Genomic DNA, 18,303 nt, shown 5'->3' on the forward strand with positions numbered 1-18,303 from the left:
ATCTCGACAAGAGGCCTTTCGCGGTCCGTGCCGAGGCGTTGTCGAGATGCAGCGAAGGCTGACTCCAACATGCCTTGAAGATTGTTCAAACGGGCGCAAACGCCTACGGTCGCACAAACTGCAGAACGTTCGGCATGGAGCCTTGGACACCGAGGTCCGTGCTGGTGCGTCGGCGAATAGCGCTCGCGAGCCTGCATCGCCACGACGGCGGCATACTGCCGTGTGCCGTGTGCCGCGTTCGCTCTTCGTGATGCCCTACAGAATCGGCCGCCTCCGGCAATCCAACCGGTTGCCTGCTGCCAAGACGCCGACCACGTCGAACGCATTGCAGTCGCCCTGACGATGAACGAGCTGGTTGCGTCGACCTCGAGACTGCTAGATCGACGCAGAGCTAGACCGGGTCGAATAGCTTGTTCAGTTCCTTGCCGAGCTGGAGCGCGGCGTCAGACCAGGCGAGTGCCCTTCCTGACGTGACCTGGTCTCCATCGCCGTGTGCGATCTTCTTGCGCGCCGCCACCATCGCGCCGAGTTGACCTCGCAAGGATTGGTCGTCCGCATCGAGCACGGCCTCTAAAGCGATGCGCCAGTCCTTGTCGAATGATCCGACAAAGGTGAGCAACTGCTCAGGTGTTGCACCTAGGCCGCCACGTAGGTGATGAACGATTCGTCGGTGGAGACGGGGATGACCGGTCACGGACGCGTAGAGATCGGCCAAGTCGTCGCGCACCGCTTCGATATAGCCGACAGATCGGACCGTCAAGTAGCGCGCCAACGCCCGAGATACCGCGTCCGGGGCATCGCGATCTAGGTCACGTAGGCACGCTTGCACCTCTTTGAGGTCCAATTGGCGCTGCCTGATCGTCGCCCGATGCGGGGCTGCTGCTGCTTGTGATGGCATCAGCTGAAGAAGGCCCGCGCCCGTGTGAGTCGCGTATCGACTGCATCCTTGTCTGCTGTGGCGCGCCCTGTGTGCTTGAGGAAAGCCTCATCCGAAACCAGCCTGTCGAACCTCTCGCCCAGATCGGTCAGCGTCTTGCCCCCCTTCAAAGACTCCATCACCGCGATCGTCAGCGCCTCGGCCTGAGCGGTGTTGACCTGGGTGCCACCGGGACGTCTGAACGCCCGAGGGCCGACTTGCTCCTTGATCGCCACACATGCCCGCAGGAACAGGTCACCGCGCGGGTCGCTCCTCATCTCTGTCGTTCGATCTTTGCGCGCGAACTTGTTTAGATAGGTTTTCAGCGGACGGTTGTATGACGCGCTGTCGGTGTAGAGCGCCAATATTCGCAGGATGAGTTCGTGATCGCGGATGCGCTTCGACTTGCCACCAAAGAGGGCGCGCCATTCGGGGTCCTCGTTGAGCGACTCAATCGACGCCATCAGCTCTCCCGCGTACAGGGCGACGCGAATCTCATGAGGAGTGAGCTGGGTTCCTCCAGAGTTCAGCCGCTCGAAAATTTGAAAGATCGAGTCATTGACTTCGTCCGATCCGTCCGCGGCAACGATCGTGGCTTGCATGTACGAGTCATCTAGCTTGAACTGCAGGGCCTCGTCCAGCGCCTTATAGGTCAGGCCCCTGAACTCTTCACCCACGTATTGGAGGGTGAATTCCTTGCCGTCATGGAGGCCTCCGTAGAAGCGTTGCAGAGTGATCAGTCGCTGCTGCCCGTCGAGGATGAGCATGCGATTGTCACCTTCTTGCTTGACGAGGAAGATCCCCGGCACGGGGTACCCGAGCAACAGCGACTCAATGAACTTGTCCATCTGCGCTTTCGACCAAACGAATCCACGCTGAAAGCCTGGCACCTGCACCAACGTGTCCTGCCCGCCAAACTGCGGGACCAGCATCGACTTGCGATTGAGGCGCTTGACCAGAGCGTCGATGCTCATATCCTGAGTCGAGAAGGTGACTCGAGCTGGCGATGGCTCTACGTCGATCAGGTCTTCGAGTTCTTCGTCTCGCAGTGTCCGGTCGTCGGACATCGCGATGTCTTCAAACAGGCTGTCCTCTTCTGGCGGCATGACGCCAGACTATTGCCCTGGCGTACGGACGGGGCAGATCAGGCGTGTCCATGAACGCACGCAACGGTGCGGGACGGCCACAGTTGCTAGCGATCACGGCGTAGAGGTGGGCGACCAGGGCGGCAGATCAATCTGAGCGGCTGCGCTGCGATGGCTCAATTCGAAGTACCTGCTAACGGTGGGTGGTCCGCTGTCGGGCACCGCCTGGACGGCGTCGTTCACATTGCACTCACCAGCGTAGGGATTGCTCACCCTGTGCATCCGGGGACAGCAGACCGGCCAGTCCCCCCTCGCGGCGACGTCAAACGGAACCGGAAACGGTCGAAGATGAGCAGACTGCCGATTCTGCTCATCTTCCCTGCATCCCGACAACGCCGTCCCAGGCGCACATTTGCTCGATACGTCTCGTCGCCAGCGCTCCACACGCATCGGCCACCGACGCAAGCGAAGTTGCTCCAACCACTTCTGCTCATCGTCAGGGACTCAAGACCCGCCGACTGTCCCACTAGGGATACCCGGCTTCTTAAGCACAGCTCGCCCCGTCGATCGCCGTCTCGTAGAACGCGTCCGCCAACGCCAGGACAACCCCTGCGATGCCGGGTCCGTCGCTGAAGAAGTAGTCAGCCATCTTGTTGTGAGCACCCTGGTTGTCTGCGACAGCCTCGATGACGGCCGCATGGAAGTCCTGGGATTCGATGAACTGCTTCTTCGAGTTCACCTGGGTCTGTTGCACCAGATCGGGGTCATCGAGCAGGCGGTTGACCAGGTCCTGGAGGAATGCCTCGATCTGGGACTGAGCGAACGACTCGGCCCCGAAGAGGTCGTTCATCCGGTCGATGACGACCTGCAGCGCGACGTACTTTGGTTCCTTTTTCGCTCCGGAGCCGGCGGCGCTGATGCCCTTCAGTTCACCGGCGCCGGTCAGCGAGATGTCCACCCTCAGGCCCTTGGTGTGCTTGACCCCGACGAGCACCACGTCCGACAGGTCGACCTCGGCTGACCACGACTCGTCCTTGATGACACGTTCGAGCAGGCGCAGGTAGATGGACAGCATCTCCATGTACGGGTCGCCGTAGTCGACGATCTGACTCATGAAGTCGTACAACCGGACGTAGGTGGAGACGTCCTTGCGGAACAGGTCGAGCTCATTGAGCAGCACCTTGTCGTCAGTTTCGAGTGCCTTCTCGTACCGCTTCGCGAATACGGTCTTCGCCGGCGCGATCGCAGCCGACAACGCGTTGTTGCCCTTGCGCAGCACCCACAGTTCTGCCGTCTTGCGGACCTCGTCCTCGCTGTAGATCCCGGCGTGCGTCAGTTTGTTTGCGAGGTGCACCACGACGTACGGGTCGGTCTCGGTCTCCAGGGTCGCATTCGTGAAGTACGGCTCGAACGACTCCCGGATGTCGTCGGGCTTGTTGACGAAGTCGATGACGAACGTCTTGCGTTTCTGCTCACCATTCGCTGTCCGGTGGGTGCGGTTCAGTCGTGACAGGGTCTGGACAGCAGTCACCCCGGCCAGGCGCTTGTCGACGTACATCGCCGACAACAACGGCTGATCGAACCCGGTCTGGAACTTGTTCGCAACCGTCATGATCTTGTACGTGTCACCCTTAAACGCCGCGGCCAGATCGGTGCCAGCGCCGGGATTCATGTTGGCCTCGGTGAACTCGTCGTCCTTGGTCGGGGCCGGCCCCCACTCGACCGTCCACACCTCGTTCTCGTCCATCGTCACCCCACCGGAGAACGCCACCAACGTCCGGTAGTTGTACGAGGGGTCCTGCGCGGCGCGTTTGGCGATGAAGGCGTCGATCGCCTTCTTGTACTTCACCGCCGACTTGCGCGAGTCGGTCACGACCATCGCTTTTGCTTTGCCCTCGAGCAGGTGCGCCACGTTGGAGTGGAAGTGCTCGACGATGATCTGCACCTTCTGGCTGATGTTCGTCGGGTGCAGCTGCACCCACCGCATCAGCCCCTTGCGTGCCGCGCCTTCCTCGACCTCGCTGTCACCGGAGGTCGCGTTACCGGCGATCTGCAACGCGGTGTCGTACGCCTGGTACCCCTTGAGTACGTCGAGGATGTACCCCTCCTCGATGGCCTGCTTCATCGAGTACAGGTGGAACTCGTGCGGTTTCCCGTCGGCGCCCTTGCGTCCGAACAGTTCCAGCGTCTTGTTCTTCGGGGTGGCGGTGAACGCTAGATAGGAGATGTTCGGTGACTCCGCCCGTTCGCCCATCTCCACGGCGAGCACCGACTCGACGTCGACCTGCCCGCCCTCTTCGATGTCCTTGACCTCCTCCGCGGTCAGGACGGCCTTCAACTTCGCGGATACCTGTCCGGACTGGGAGGAGTGCGCCTCGTCGGCGATGACCGCGAACTTCTTGCCCTTCAACGCCGAGTCGGCACGGATCTCACCCAACGCGAACGGGAAGGTCTGCACCGTGACGGCGATGATCAACTCGCCGTTCTTCAGTGCCTTGGCCAGCAGACTTGACTTCGACTTCGCACCAGCCTTCCGAACATCCTCGGGGCTGATCGTCGCGACGATCCTCCCGGAGCCGTCGATCTGGCGGATCGCCTCCTGCAACTGCCCGTCCAGCACCGTGCGGTCGACCACAACGATCACCGAGTCGAAGACCTTCTGGTCGTCGACGTGCAGCCGCGCCAACCGATGCGCGGTCCACGCGATCGTGTTCGTCTTGCCCGACCCCGCCGAGTGCTGGATGAGGTACCGCTGCCCGACCCCCTCCGCCTCGATCGCGGCGGTGATGTTGGTGACGGCCTCCCACTGGTGGAAGCGAGGGAAGAGCATGGACGTGCGACGGAGGGAGGTTCCGGTCGCGACATCCCACTCCTCCTTTGTCTCCACGATCATCAACCGGCCGATGATGTTCAACCAGGCGTGCTTCTCCCACACCCGCTCCCACAGGTACGCCGTCGCAGACTTCCCATCTGCGGCGGGCGGGTTCCCTGCGCCCTCCTCGTAGCCGACGTTGAACGGGAGAAAATGGGTCTTGTCGCCCTCAAGCTTCGTCGTCATCGCGGCCAGATCGTTCGAGACCGCGAAGTGCACCAACGCCCGGTGCCCGAACGACAGCAGCGGCTCCACCCGGCCGTTCGTCATCGGGTTTCGGCTCTTCTTGTACTGGTTGACCGCTTCGTCCAGCGACTGCGTGAAGTCGGTCTTCAACTCCGCCGTCGCGACCGGCAGCCCGTTGATGAAGAACGCCAGGTCGATGCTGCGCTGGTCGGCCGTCGAGAAGTGCACCTGCCGCATCACCCGCACCCGCATCGCTGCGTACTGCTCGACTGTCGTGGCGTTCAGCGAGGTCTCCGGGCGGAACTGCGCCATCTTCAACCGGCCACCACCGATGTACTGCACCCCGCCCCGCAGGATGTTCAGCATCCCGCCACCGTGCTCCAGCGGCTTGTCCAACGCCGCGACGAGCACATCGAGGAACTTCGCCTCCGACCCCGCAGCCTTCAACGCCTTCGCGTACGCGACCGGTTGCGTCTCATCCAACCAGGCGAACAAGTCAGCCGGAAACAGCGCCCGTTCACGGTCGTAGCCGGCGTCGTTCTTCGCGTACAACCACCCCTGCGCCTCCAGGTGCGCGCAGATCTCAGCCTCGAAAACCACCTCGTTGTAATCAGCCATCACGCCACCCCTCGCACGTCGATCTGACCCGTCACCGTCGCCGTGATCAACGCCGCCCGCCGCTCACGAGACAACTCAATGAACCGCTCGGACTCAGTGATCAACTGGTCGATCCTGGTCGTCTGATCGTTGAGGGCCGCCACAATCCGACGCTGCACGTCGATCAAAGGGGTTGCAACGGGCAGGGACCGGATTGCGGACACGTTGATTCGTCGGAAGGTGCTACCGATCATCGCGCTCTCGATCGCGTGGCGGGCTTCCGCCCCGACGAGTACATAGCGCAAGAACTCGGGATCCACGGCCGTCTTGCGACGTAGAAGCACCGTCTCTTGACCGACGGCGAACTCCGGTACATCTGGAGTTACGACCGAGACGAGTCCGACGGAGACGTTCCGGATGAAGAGGAGGTCGCCAACCCGAGGGCGACGGCCACTGCTCCGCAGGTGCTCGAAAAACTCGGCGGTTGTGTACGCACATGCAGTCAGGTCAACCGTTGGCCCTTGGCACTCACGGATGCTGGCGATGGGAAAGCGGTCGTCATCATCGACGAAGTCGGCCGTCACGTGGGCGCAATCAATAACATCTACGAGTCTGCGAAGCTGTGTTCGTTTCGAGGTCTCGTCCAATAATGCATGCGAGATCAGGGCTGCGCGCCGTTCGCGGAGCAGCTCGATCAGGCGCTGCTGCTCCGCGATGAGCGTGTCAATGCGTTCGGTCTCGCGGTCGAGGTAGTCCGCAATCGCCCGCTGTTCTCCGGCGGGTGGCAGGGGAATCTGAACGCGCCCCAATTTATCGGCCGTCAGGTGCGGCATCGAGACCACGTTCGCGTACGCGTGAACGAAACCGCTTGAGCGGAGAGCGATCAGGTAGTACGCGAGGTAGCGGCCATCGCTGGCCCCGATTGGCCGCAGTCGATTGATGGAGTTTTGGAAGCCCCATCCCATGACGTCGTCGCGGACGTACGCAGCACGGCCGAAGCCGCCCTGGCCACCTTCAACGACGACCACATCGCCGCCGCGAATACTGAGGCGTTCGAGCTCTGCTGAGCCGAACCACATCTGCTTCGCGTCTTCGAGGGCGAGTACACCGTCAGGCTGCACGTTGGCCGCGCGCATGTATGGGGCTGCCATGTCGCCGCCGGAGTCCTTCGCCTGCAACATCTTGCCGAGCGTCACCGTTGCCGCGTTCTTGATCTGCCCAGTACGCCATCCTGCCGGCAAGGAGGACCACAGCGGCCCTGTCACTGCTCAACCTCACGGAGGAGCTCGATGATCTTGGCAACCTGCTTCTCCAGATCTGCGTCGATCTCGGCGAGCGGCCGGGGAGGAATGTACTTGTAGAAGTGGCGGGTGAAGGGGATCTCGTAGCCGACCTTGGTCTTCGTGTGGTCGATCCATGCGTCGGGCACGTGCGGTGCAACCTCGGCGTCGAAGTACGCCTGGATGACCTCGTTCTTGCCAAGGCGACCTGCGGTGGATCCACCGTATGTGAAGGGCACGTTCTCCGTGTCGCGCCTCTTGCTGTCCGGCTTGGGTTTGCCCTTGCGATCAGTGACGGCCTCCCCTTCATCATCCAGGAGGGGGCGCTCGGCTGTGATCGTCCAGTAGCCAAAGTCCTCGTTGCGGAGAACTATGGAGTGCTCCGAGTCCGCGTCCTCGAAGTTGTCGTAGAGCTTTAGGACCTTGGCCCGATCCTCGTCGCTGATCTCACGATTCTTTGAACCGAGACTCTTGCGCATCTTCGTCCAGTAGGACGTGCCGTCGACGAGTTGGACCTTGCCCTTGCGCTCCTCGGTCTTGAAGTTGTCGAGGATCCAGATGTAGGTGGCGATGCCGGTGTTGAAGAACATGTTGGTCGGCAGCGCGACGATCGCCTCGACCAGGTCGTTCTCCAGCAGGTGCCGGCGGATCTCCGACGGGCCTGACCCAGCGCCGCCGTTGAACAGCGGGGAGCCGTTCATGACGATCCCGACCCGACCGCCGCCGTCCCGCGGGTCGCGCATCTTGTGCGCGAGGTGGAGCAGGAACAGCATCTGTCCGTCGGAGGTCGCGGGCAGACCCGGGGCGAAGCGTCCGTAGGGTCCGGCGGAGTCCTTCTCCTGCTTGATCGTCTTGGCGTACTGCTTCCAGTCGACACCGTAGGGCGGGTTGGACATGCAGAAATCGAACTGCCGGTTCACGAACGCGTCGTCGGTGAGGGTGTTCCCGAAGGCGATGTTGCTCGGGTCGTTACCCTTGGCGAGCATGTCTGACTTGCAGATCGCGTACGACTGCGGGTTGTACTCCTGCCCGAACAGACTTAACCGGACGTCGGGGTGTTGCAAGAGCAGGTGCTCCTGGGCGAGCGACAGCATGCCGCCGGTGCCCGCAGTGGGGTCGTACAGCGTGCGCACAGCACCGGACTCAGACAGGCCGGCGTCCTTCTCGGCAAGCAGCAAGTCGACGAGGAGCTTGATCGCGTCGCGGGGCGTGTAGTGGTCTCCGGAGGTTTCGTTCGCGGCCTCGTTGAACTTGCGGATGATGTATTCGAACGCGTCACCCATGTCGGAGTTGGACACCACGCTCGGGTGTAGGTCGATCGCAGCGAACGACTTCACGACTTCGCGCAGCAGCTCCGCCTTCTCGAGCGTGACGATCTCCTTCTTGAAGTCGAAGTACTCGAAGACATCGACGTCCGGGGAGAAACGGTCGATGTAGTCGCCCAGGTTGTCTGCCAGTCCGTCGGCGTCCTTGAGCAGGTTCGCGAACGAGTAGTTCGAGGTGTTGTAGAACGAGCGCCCGGTGGCCTTCTTGACCTCGACCTTGAGCCGGTTCGGGTTGTCGAACTTGCCCGCGAGCCCGTGCACGGTGTCGCGGTCCGGCTCGAGGATGCAGTCCAGGCGCCGCAGGATCGTGAGCGGGAGGATCACGTTGCCGTACTGGTTCGGCCGGTAGGGACCTCGCAGCTGATCCGCGATCGACCAGATGAAACTCCCGAGCGTGCTCACAGCGTCCTCTCGCCCAACGATTAACCGTGGCCTCATACTGCCGCACGCCCTTCCTCCGGTGTCGAAGGAACCGGATGCGACGAACTATCGCCGGATGACGTCGACGTCGATCGACGCAATGACCCACGTATCGCCGCACCGCCGGTACGTGATGTTCTCGGTTTGGAGACGGAGCGCGGGTTGGTCGAGGGCGACCCAGAGCGTCCACGTTGCGTCGGCGGTGTCGGCGTCGATGGTGATCAGCGGATTGCTGAAGGTGTGCATCGCGAATGTGACAGATGACGAGAGCAATCCTTCGATGACCGCGTCGCGGCCGATGAAGTCGTAGTCGCCCGCGGCCCAGGTCCATCGGGCGTCTGGGGCGACGATCTCTTGTAGGGCTCCGGTATCAATCCGGCGAGGGTGTTCGCGGTCGACCGCTTTGGCATAACGCGCCGTGATTGCGCGGATCTCTTCAAGGTCTTCCAGGCGTCGGAGGCGTTCTTCCACCGTTGGCGTCATGAGAATTCTCGTCTTTGTAGAGCCGATGATGGTGCCGCAGTGAGTCGCCTACGTGCCTGCCTTGCGGTGTGGGGTCTTTGTCGCGGCACGCCTTGGTACGCGGCGATCTCTTGTCCGCTGGCATAGTGCATCAGGTGCTGTCCGTCATCGATACGCAGATGCTGTTTGAACTGCGCGTACCGGGCTCGCGACCGCCGGTCCTTCGCGACTGATCGTTCCGGGGTTGTGGGCGGGTCTGCGTTTGCCCAGTTTTCCCAAAGCCAGGTGCGGATGAGGTCGTGACTGTTGGTCCTGGTTCCTGGACGAACCTGGCGAAGGACGGCGACGACTTCGGAACCGTCGAACTCGCGAACGAGGTTCTCTCGGTACCGGTAGTCGACGGCATCGTCGAGCAGGTGCGCAGCAACGGTGCGGAGGTGCGCGATCCAGCCGTCGGGGGTCACGCTGAGGTGGGCACTGGCGGTACGTGCCACGTCCACTCCCCTGTGCGGCGGTAGACCAAGTACGCGTGCGGCGTCAGCCCAGGTCGTGACTCCCGGCTGCGCTCTCGCGAGGCACAGCGCCGCGAAGCCACGCGACGTCGCTTCGCTGAGCCCCGACCCGGGCAACTGCTCGAAGCTGGCCGGAATGCGTTGCGGGATGAACCGCGAGTCGAGCGAGAGGGAGACGTTGCAGTTGAGACGGTGCCCGAGGCGTTGCTTTGGCGCCGCTGCTGCGTTAATCAGGCGCGCGACCATGGACGTTGCGCGGGTGTGGTCCAGCGCCCAGGAGGTGGGTCCGTCCCAGACAGCTGGGATCGCGTCGAACCACGGTTGGAACGCTGTGGCTGCAGTGGCCTGGTCTGGCGCGGTGAGGATACGGTCGGCTTCAGCTAACACTTCCGCACGAACGATCGGGTCCTGTGGTGGGCGCAGGTACCACCGCTTAGTCGTCGGGAGCTCCCACGACTGGGGCGGGTTCTGCGCGGCGGAGACGATGTGCAGCATCAGCACGGCCAGGGCCTTCAAAGTCGCCCGGTACTCCTCGGCGGTCAGCGCTTTCCCGAGCACCAACGCGGTCGATGCCGCGTGCCGTTCCTGTTGCTTTCGCACGCCTCGCTCCGTCATCTGAGCGTCGAGTGCGGCGAGATCGGTGGAGCAGCGTGGTCCGCGTCCGCGGGTGAGGGGGTTGCCGCACAGTGTCGCTGCACCATTGGGGCGGATCCAGGTGTGGGTTGTGTCGCGCAGTGGTCGCCGGCAGTCGGGGCACTGGCCGATCAGCAGCGTGCCGTGGCGCAGGCAAGCGGTGGTGAGCGGGTCGTACCAGTCGGCCTTCCAGATCCCATCATCTGCGAGGCAGCGTGGGCACGCCTGGACGATGGTGCCGGGCGTCCACCCATCTGGCCCGGGTCTTGCTGCTGGGCGTGGTCGGCCGTCGCCGAGGGTGCGGCGCCGTAGTTGGGTGACCGTGCCGACCCCGGTCATGTGTTTCATGTCGCTCGGGCTGAGGTTGTTGGCCTCGGCGACCCGCTCGAGGTATCCGTCGGCAGCTTCCCCGACGACTGGAGCAACCTCGACCGGCAAGAACTGAGCGCGTTTGAGCAGTGGCGGCGTCATGCGCTGCTGCCTTCAGCATCTGGCTGGGGATTCTGCCGCGAATGGTCGCGTCGGTGGAGGTGGTCGGTCAGTTCCGGCACCTGCAGGTGCGCACTGACCCACTCCCGAAGGCTCAACAGATCGTCACCCGGAAACGCCCAACACGCCGCCCGCAGGGCGACCGGAAATCCGGGCCAGTAGAGCCTGTCTGGGAGGTGCCCAGTCAGGTCTATCCACACGATGTCGAGCACTGTCGCGGACGGCAGTGATCTCGTTGCACTGCTGAGGGTGCGCCGCACACGCTCTGGAAGGGAGAGACTCGCCCACCATGCCCGGGCTTCGTCGGGTGCTAGAGGCGCACCGATTGAGAGTGAAGAAACCTTCCTGATCACTTGCACGCCCTCATCGGTGGCCAGCATCCGACACGCATCCGCGGCGTATGGACGCGGTTCAGCCGCGCGTGACCTAAGAGTGTTCGACTGGCGCGGATCGCTTGGTCCCAGGTGATCAGCGACGTCTTCGAGAGTGGCCCTGCCCCAGGCGGATACGGGATCGGCGGTCGAGATCAGTGCGTGTCTGGCGACGGTCGCGGCGTACAGCGTGTGCAAGGTCGCAGGTTCGAACTGTCCGACGGCGTGGACGCTGAACGGGCCCGTCGCTGCCGTTTCGAATGTGTGCATTGCCGGGAACGGGATCTGTGCTGGGGCGGTCGGCCGAACCTTGGATGGCCATCGATGTGCCGCGGTCCTCAGTGCGACAGCGAGTGAGGGATGCTCGTGGTTCAGGTCGTCCGCCGCGGACAGCCATCGTCCGGCGGCGAGAAGGTCCCGCGCTATCACCGTGCGGCGCTGCATGTCGTGATTGGCGTAGCCGCCGTGATCAGTGTGCGGCCACAGGGTTTGCAGCGCGTAGCCGCGCACCGGCAGGGACCAGTCCTCGAGCGGCAAAGTCCGGGTGGAGTCGGTGAGGATGTGCTCGGGTACGGGTGCGAGGTTGGGCCAGTGGTCGCTCAACCTCGGCATGACGATCTGAGCCAGTTCTGTCAGGAGGTCGAAGCGCTTCCACGGCCAGCTCGTTGCCCTGATGTCTCGGCCGATCGCGGCACCATTGTCCGGTAGTGAGCGAAGAACCCAGGTCGGTGCTCCATCCACGGCGTCGTAGTGACCGATGAGCGGATGTGTCTGGGTTTTGGGCGGCAACGATGCCTGCGAGCGGGGCACTGCCGGCGCGATGTCGGCCGCACTGCACCGGCTCGTGCGCTCCCGCAGTAGTGCGCTCCTGCGCTGCAATTCATACACGGGGACGTCGTTCGCGACGGCGAGCCGTTCGAGGTAGTCGTCCCAGGTCTCAGTGCTGTCCCACTGCAAGGTGACCGGCAGCTTCGTCAGTACCTGTGCGTTCTCCTGGCCGGGGCCAAGAGTGCTTGAAGAGGCTGCCGCTGCGTCGGCTCGTGCGCGGCGTAGGCGTGCGGCGTGCCGTCGCGTGACCTTCCCGTCCCGGGCTGTCATGCTCGGATTCCGGTGCGCCAGTCGTGAACGGTCGATGCTTCCAGGATTTCGTCAGTGATCGTTCCGTATCTGGTGATGATTGCGTTGATAGCGGCCTCCTTCAGCACGGTGATCAGGTGGCCCGGGTCTCCGCCGCTGAGGTCATGCAGTAGTTGTGCGTGCTGGTCGAGGAAGCCGGTTCGGGCAGCCGGGAGGACCGGGGTCAGGCCTGGTTCGGCTGCTCGAACCACAGCGCTCCAGCGTTCCCTTTCTTCGCGACTGTCTAGATTGATCGGTTTGAGCTGATAGACGCGCAAGCGCGCTGCGATCTGGGTGTCTGTGACCAAGCTGGTCGTGTGGAGGTTCGCCCCGACCAGCACCAACGACCCTCCGTGTTCGCCAAGCTCTGTGTTGAGGTGTTTGAGGTGGTCTAGGACGTCACGGCCTCCGTTGCGTGTGAGGTTGAGCAAGTGGACGTCGTCGATCAGCAGAACCCGGACGCGGTGGCGGATCATCGCTTTCACGGCGCGGGTGCTCAGTTCACGAACCACACCGGACAGGCCAAGGCCAAGGAACTGCAGGATTTGGACGTCCACTTCCGCCACTTGCGCGTTGGCTTGCAGGTTCACCCATACGACGGGGGCCACATCGGCTGTCAGGCCGGGCGTTGGTTCCCACCGGTGCACTCCCCCGTCGCGGCGGAAGGGGGCCACCTGTTCTCGGTAGTAGTTCGCTGCCCACTGGTGGCACAGCGTCGACTTACCGGCACCATTCGGGCCGCTGATGGCGGGAATCGTCTTTGCGCCCGGGAGACCGGCCTCGTTGAACTGCACTGTCCGGGTGAGGAAGTCACTGCCATATCGCGCGGTAGGCAGCTCGACGTAGGTCGCTGCTACCCAGGCGGTCACAGCGTGTACCTGGTCGACCAGTTCACCAGCCGGCATTGTTCGAAGCCGGTCGATCGAGACCGACGGGGCGGGCATCTGAGAGCGGTGGGTCCATGCGTCGAAGTGGCGAAGGTCCATCCTCACTCACCGCCCTTGCGCGGTCTCGCCGCGCTCATCGGCGGCGCCGCTCTCAGCCTCGACGCGCAGTCGCGCCCAGGCCTCGGCGATGGAGGCCACCTCGGTAGCTTCTGTGCGACCAACCCGTGGCGTTGATGCCTCGCCGGGCGGGAGTGTAGGCACATCATGTCCGCTGTCGTTATCCGTGGCGCGCGGTCGTTGCCGCTCGTGTTGGTAGGCCACCAGTTGGGCCTCGAAATGGTCGCGCCTGGACGCGTCATGTTGCAGCCGAGCGGCTGACCACAGCGCTTGGTCGGCCTTTGGCGGGCTCACTCTGGCCAGTTCCGTCAGTTCACGCAGGATCTGCTCCTGCGCGGTGCGCTTTCCGAGGGCCGTGTTCCCGCCGCGGGCACGCACCTTCTCCCTCATCTCGTGCAGGAGGTTCGCCGTCAGCGGCGCTTGGTTTCTCCACGCGCCCCGCCACGAGATGGTGTGGACTACTCCAGTCTCGGGGTGGCGAAACCACACCCGAGTGACGTCGCGGGGGTCATGGAAGAAGGGGGCCGCACGGTCCTTGGCCCGGAAGGCACCTATGCGGAGGTCGCGAAAAGCATCCAGTACTGGGTCGTCATAGGTGAGGTTGTTGAACTCGACCCCATCGTGCTGGATAGTGCCGTACTTAATCGGCAAGAACTGGTAGATCAAATCCGCGCGCTGCGGCACGTCGATTCGCCCAGTCAGCGACAGGTACGCGTCGAACAACTCCAGCGGGGTGAGCCGAGCTTGCGGTGCGCCCGCCATCGTGAGGCCCTCATGCCAGTTGCGGTGATATTCCAACGCAACCCACATCCGCAACTGGCGCTCCAGGTCGGCCGCCGAGATCAGCTCGGCCCCACGATCTGTGCCGGTGCGACCCACGACCCGACCTCGCTGATACGGGTTACGTCCCTTGTATCCGGCGATCTGCTGGACAGCCGCCTGAAGGGTCTCGTGCCAGCGTTCGATATGCGCGTTGTCGGTGGGTCGGGTGCCGCGCGACAGCAACAGGTCGATGCCGAGGTCGGTGAGCAACGCACGGAAGTGACCAGAGACGAAGATTGATCCGTGGTCACACCGGATCGCGTCCGGCAACAGCGATGGCACACGGTGGGTGCCTTGCAGCGGACCAGCAGCCGACAGGCTCGCGACCTCTGGCTCAACTGCGTCGGCACGGGCGTGGTCGCAGTCGAACCAGACCGACTCAGGCATCCCGGCCCAGCGCCAGTCCGAGACGGTCGTGCCGTCCACGACAACCTCGAAAGGTCTCATCACGTCGTACAACAGCAAGGACGCATCGACCGCGTTCGCGGACTTCGGAACCACGCGAAGTGCCAGGACGACCCGGGTGGCGACGTCGATCGCCGTGAGGACCTCCACCGAGAACGACCGCTCGTGCAGGTCGTCCCACACCAGGACGTCCGCTCTCGTCGCGTCGATCGCGACGACCTGGCCGGGGCGGGTTGCTGTGAAGTGCTCATAGCCCGCGGTGTCCCGCATCGATCGGGTCCTGTGCGCACGCGTTCCCCGTCCGATCTCTTTTTTCAATGACGACAAGAATTGTCGTGCGGCACGGTCTGGCTGCTGGCCCAGATCAATCCCGGCCACCTTCGCCTCCACCTGGATCCGACGGTGTACCTCCTCGAGACTGACCTCGGATATGTCACCGTCGAACCGGGCGAACTCTGCCCGTGCCAACCGGATGAAGTCCCGACTCAGGGCCTCGAACCCCGCCGAATCTCGGGTAGCACGCTTGTCGACCAAACCCCACACCCCGGACGTCTCGTAGGCACGAACCCACCCCAGAACAGTCCCGCTGGAGGGTGTCCGGTCGAGCAGTTCCATGGCCGCAACCCGGCGGCCGCGCGCTCGATCCGCCCGTTGCTCGATCTGCAACTGCTGAGACATCGACCTACACCGAGCCGTCAAGGAGCGCCTGGGGTCAAATATCGCGCGTGGCTCACCCGCGACGGCTAGGGCGGGAAACCCGTACCGATGTCCGGTGAGGACTTCGAGAACCACCTCGAGCCGGTCCAACGCCACACGCTGTGTGGTCTCCGAAAGACCATCCCACCGCGGAAGCAGCGCTTCATGAACGCTGTGGGCACGCCCGGTCACGAACTCCTGCACATTGCCCAACTCGTGAAACGCGACCGGCACGACAGCGCCAGACGCCGACACCAGCACGACACCGGACGCGTTCAGCTCGGTCACCATGAAGACCCCGTCGTCGCGAAGTACCCGGGTGCTTCCAGCAGTCAGCGATGCTCGCCCACGACCGCGACTCATGCTCGCACCTGCCCGGCTGGGAGGGTCACGACCGTTGAGTCGGCCAACGAACCAGCCAGGTCGCAGCTCAGTTGATGCGACCAGATCAGGTGCCACAGCGTCGATGTCAGTTCTCCCTCGCCGGGGTCCATCTGCAGCAGGTCTCCGATCGTGACTGGCGCGGCCGACCCGGTGATCGCGTCGCGGATGCGCCAGGTCATAGCTGCGTGCCACGGTCGGCTGTGTCGGAACCCGTTCAGCCACAGCCGATTCAACCGCTGTGGGACTGGCTCGCCATGGAACACTTCGAATCCCCACCCGACCTCGGCGCAGGCCTCCCGGGTCAACCCAGCGGTCCGCCAGAACCGTTCGTCGGCCCGCGCCAACGGTCGAACGTCCCAGATCGTGACCCCGCCCTGGTCACTCAACGCCAGCAGATCGGGCACGTGCCTGAGCCGGCCAACCTCGCCCACAAACTCGAGCACACACGGTTGGGGCACCAGCCACGCCACGGACGGATCGGGATCCAGGATCCGAATGAGGTCATGTTCCAGGCCGGACTCAACCGCCAGCGACGACCCGGTGGTCACCGAGAATGGCCGACGCGGGACATGCCGCGACCGCGAATGCGACTTCGGCTCCCGCACCGACACCAATTCGCGCGGCGCAACGGCACCCCGGCGCCAATCCCACACGGCAACACCGTCTCCGGCGACATTGAACGACCACGTCGTGGCCACGCCCGTCACGACGACACTCCCCAACTGTTGACAACGACGAATCGGCACAGGCACGATGGCATGACAAAGCTCCCTTCCAGGGGCTGAAGAGGAAGAAGAACGCTGAGTCCAACAGCGTTTGAAGCACGGAGCCGGGCTGCCACCCGGCTCTTCGTGCGTCTGGGGGATGACGGGCTCCCAGAGCCACCCATCACGACCTCTGCGTCGACGCCTCCTCACTACGGTCGGCCCGAACAATGCCTCCTTGAACCTACGACGCGAAGACGCGGACGTCTAGGTTCAACGCACGATTCGAGCACGCATCCCCTCGCCCTTCACTCAGGGTTAATTCACGAAAAGGTACGATTGTGTAGCGCGCTACACCGCAATCCCCGGGTCGTGCGTCGCCTTTAGGATGTTTCAACGTACGAAATGCTCCATGCCCCAACGGAACGGCCGCTGATGCGAACGACCACGATCCCCACCGCCCTGCGGTGCATGAACCCCACGTGCAGTCGGATGTGTGACTTTCGAGCTCACGGAAGTGGGCGACAGGCCCTCTTCTGCAGCGGAACCTGCCGCGCGGCGTACAAACGGACGCGCGAGTCGCTAATCCTTGAGATCAATGCCCGCAAGCTACGCGACAGCGCGGTGACCGACGTCGTCTTGGCGAACGCCAGGTGGGCTTTGATCCACTACCCGGAGCTCAACGACCGACGACCCTGAGCCTCGTCACGCAGACGACAGTGGGAGCGATCAGAGGGCCCCGTCGGCCGGGTGCTTCTTACCGTTGCCCCGCCCATGCCGTTGCGGGTGCTCGCCAGTAAGCGGAAGGTTCGCCAGCCGTATCACCCAGCCAGGCTCCCTCGCCCCACGACGACCAGCATCGCGCACTAGGGCACGAGCAAGGCGGATCTTCGAATCCGGAACGCGCGCAAAGCGGGCCGCATCATCCACAGCGCTACTCCTTCCACCGGTATGCGCCATTCTCTACCCGAACGGGCGTCGACTCAGCTCGGCAACATCTCCCGTTTCAGACTCGTCAGTTCCCACGCTGCACAGCCAGGGAAACCGACCCCGCCAGGGCGAGCACCGTTGATCAGGCTCTGGAAGCACTGCCGAATGTCGGCGTAGCGAGGCCCACAGGCCCAAACCGATACCGATCTCAGCCCCCGTGAGCCGAATGTAGACACCTCGAACCCGCGCTGCCGCGCCAACTCCGCCAAGGCGTCGCCGACATCCTGCAACTCCACACCGTCGGCGCAAACAACCACAATGTCTGTCTCCGATCGGCTCGGATCAATGACTTGGGCTGGAATGACATCCGTGAGTACTTGACCTGCGCGCAGGAGCGCAATCCCAATCTCTCGGCCGTGCTCAGGCACCTGGAGGTATCCCGGCCAAACGAACGCCTGGCTTTTCAGACCGAGGTGGAAGTCCACCGCGCCATGCTGATCCGCGACGGCGGCGATATCACGAAGCGCCTCATCGGGCCAGGCGTCGGGTCGCACACCCAGGAACTGGGCCGCCAGCGGGTGCATGGCGGGTCGACTGAATATCATCACCAGCCGGTCAAGGTCGACGAGGTCCACCTCAACGCCGGCCTCCTCACCCAGCGTCTCCAACTTTCGACGCACCGCCACACTCATACGCTGGTTCGTCACAAACGCAAACACCGCAACATGACGCTGAACTGCCTTCGCGAGATCACCCTCAAACTTCTTCGTGACTCGCGAACGCCCGACGGCATCCCGAGGAAAGTACGCGGCCATCCCACCGGGCCTCCCCGCCGCGAGGAACGTCCCATCGAGCCCGCCATCCGGCCCGCCGTGCGGCTGTCCGGGCTTGACTTCGGTGTAGCCCTCGGCATGGAGAACCTGCAGTGCAATGTGCTCACTCAACTCGCTCGTGCGACGCCAGGTCGCCAGCGCTCTCTCAAGCTCAGCAAGCACAGCTCGTCCTCCACCTTCCATCATCGGGCGCCCCATGTGCACACATCTGCGAGTTCACAGGCTGTACGCGTGAGTAGCTTTACATAACTCGACCACACG

The 18,303-nt window shown here is 63.5% G+C and carries 12 protein-coding genes; all 12 read right to left on the bottom strand.

The features are described from left to right. Window positions 1-391: 391 nt before the first annotated feature. The 12 genes from J5M86_RS14185 to J5M86_RS14240 all read right to left on the bottom strand — a co-directional run bounded on the left by J5M86_RS14185 (window position 392) and on the right by J5M86_RS14240 (window position 18,204). Window positions 392-844 (bottom strand): hypothetical protein, encoded by a 453-nt coding sequence (locus J5M86_RS14185; protein WP_188061201.1) that lies wholly within the window; start codon window positions 842-844, stop codon window positions 392-394. A gap of 53 nt (window positions 845-897) precedes the next feature. After that, on the bottom strand, window positions 898-2,022 hold the full coding sequence (locus J5M86_RS14190) for a DUF262 domain-containing protein (RefSeq protein WP_188061202.1): 1,125 nt from the start codon (window positions 2,020-2,022) through the stop codon (window positions 898-900). Between the two features lie 523 nt (window positions 2,023-2,545). Then, window positions 2,546-5,677 carry a type I restriction endonuclease subunit R gene (locus J5M86_RS14195; RefSeq protein WP_188061203.1) on the bottom strand — a complete coding sequence of 1,044 codons (3,132 nt, stop codon included), beginning with the start codon at window positions 5,675-5,677 and terminating at the stop codon, window positions 2,546-2,548. Continuing rightward, the gene (locus J5M86_RS14200; protein ID WP_188061204.1) at window positions 5,677-6,921 is read right to left on the bottom strand and encodes a restriction endonuclease subunit S; all 1,245 of its coding nucleotides are present in this window, start codon (window positions 6,919-6,921) and stop codon (window positions 5,677-5,679) included. The genes J5M86_RS14195 and J5M86_RS14200 overlap by 1 nt, the downstream gene beginning before the upstream one ends. Next, a complete protein-coding gene (locus J5M86_RS14205; protein WP_188061205.1) occupies window positions 6,918-8,663 on the bottom strand; it encodes a class I SAM-dependent DNA methyltransferase in 1,746 nt (581 codons plus the stop codon). Before J5M86_RS14205 ends, J5M86_RS14200 begins: the two co-directional genes overlap by 4 nt. A gap of 84 nt (window positions 8,664-8,747) precedes the next feature. Then, window positions 8,748-9,164 (bottom strand): nuclear transport factor 2 family protein, encoded by a 417-nt coding sequence (locus J5M86_RS14210; protein ID WP_188061206.1) that lies wholly within the window; start codon window positions 9,162-9,164, stop codon window positions 8,748-8,750. Further along, entirely contained in the window at window positions 9,161-10,759 is a 1,599-nt protein-coding gene (locus J5M86_RS14215; RefSeq protein WP_188061207.1) for a TniQ family protein, read from the bottom strand. The genes J5M86_RS14210 and J5M86_RS14215 overlap by 4 nt, the downstream gene beginning before the upstream one ends. Beyond that, complete coding sequence (locus J5M86_RS14220; protein WP_188061208.1) at window positions 10,756-12,105, bottom strand: hypothetical protein; 1,350 nt, start codon at window positions 12,103-12,105, stop codon at window positions 10,756-10,758. The genes J5M86_RS14215 and J5M86_RS14220 overlap by 4 nt, the downstream gene beginning before the upstream one ends. A gap of 137 nt (window positions 12,106-12,242) precedes the next feature. Beyond that, complete coding sequence (locus tag J5M86_RS14225) at window positions 12,243-13,250, bottom strand: TniB family NTP-binding protein (protein WP_208965051.1); 1,008 nt, start codon at window positions 13,248-13,250, stop codon at window positions 12,243-12,245. A gap of 6 nt (window positions 13,251-13,256) precedes the next feature. After that, window positions 13,257-15,452 (bottom strand): Mu transposase C-terminal domain-containing protein, encoded by a 2,196-nt coding sequence (locus tag J5M86_RS14230; protein WP_208965052.1) that lies wholly within the window; start codon window positions 15,450-15,452, stop codon window positions 13,257-13,259. Between the two features lie 98 nt (window positions 15,453-15,550). Continuing rightward, window positions 15,551-16,492 (bottom strand): TnsA-like heteromeric transposase endonuclease subunit, encoded by a 942-nt coding sequence (locus J5M86_RS14235; protein WP_370587364.1) that lies wholly within the window; start codon window positions 16,490-16,492, stop codon window positions 15,551-15,553. A 770-nt stretch (window positions 16,493-17,262) separates the two neighbouring features. Further along, window positions 17,263-18,204, bottom strand: a complete 942-nt coding sequence (locus J5M86_RS14240; RefSeq protein ID WP_188061212.1) for a hypothetical protein — start codon at window positions 18,202-18,204, stop codon at window positions 17,263-17,265. Window positions 18,205-18,303 lie beyond the last annotated feature (99 nt).

This window comes from Yimella sp. cx-51, from assembly GCF_017654605.1.
In the GTDB taxonomy this organism is placed as follows: domain Bacteria; phylum Actinomycetota; class Actinomycetes; order Actinomycetales; family Dermatophilaceae; genus Yimella.

Excerpts from the sequence above, each read along its gene's own strand:
- J5M86_RS14190 (WP_188061202.1), bottom strand. The coding sequence starts at position 2,022 with ATGCCGCCAGAAGAGGACAGCCTGTTTGAAGACATCGCGATGTCCGAC.
- J5M86_RS14195 (WP_188061203.1), bottom strand. The coding sequence starts at position 5,677 with ATGGCTGATTACAACGAGGTGGTTTTCGAGGCTGAGATCTGCGCGCAC.
- J5M86_RS14210 (WP_188061206.1), bottom strand. The coding sequence starts at position 9,164 with ATGACGCCAACGGTGGAAGAACGCCTCCGACGCCTGGAAGACCTTGAA.
- J5M86_RS14215 (WP_188061207.1), bottom strand. The coding sequence starts at position 10,759 with ATGACGCCGCCACTGCTCAAACGCGCTCAGTTCTTGCCGGTCGAGGTT.
- J5M86_RS14225 (WP_208965051.1), bottom strand. The coding sequence starts at position 13,250 with ATGGACCTTCGCCACTTCGACGCATGGACCCACCGCTCTCAGATGCCC.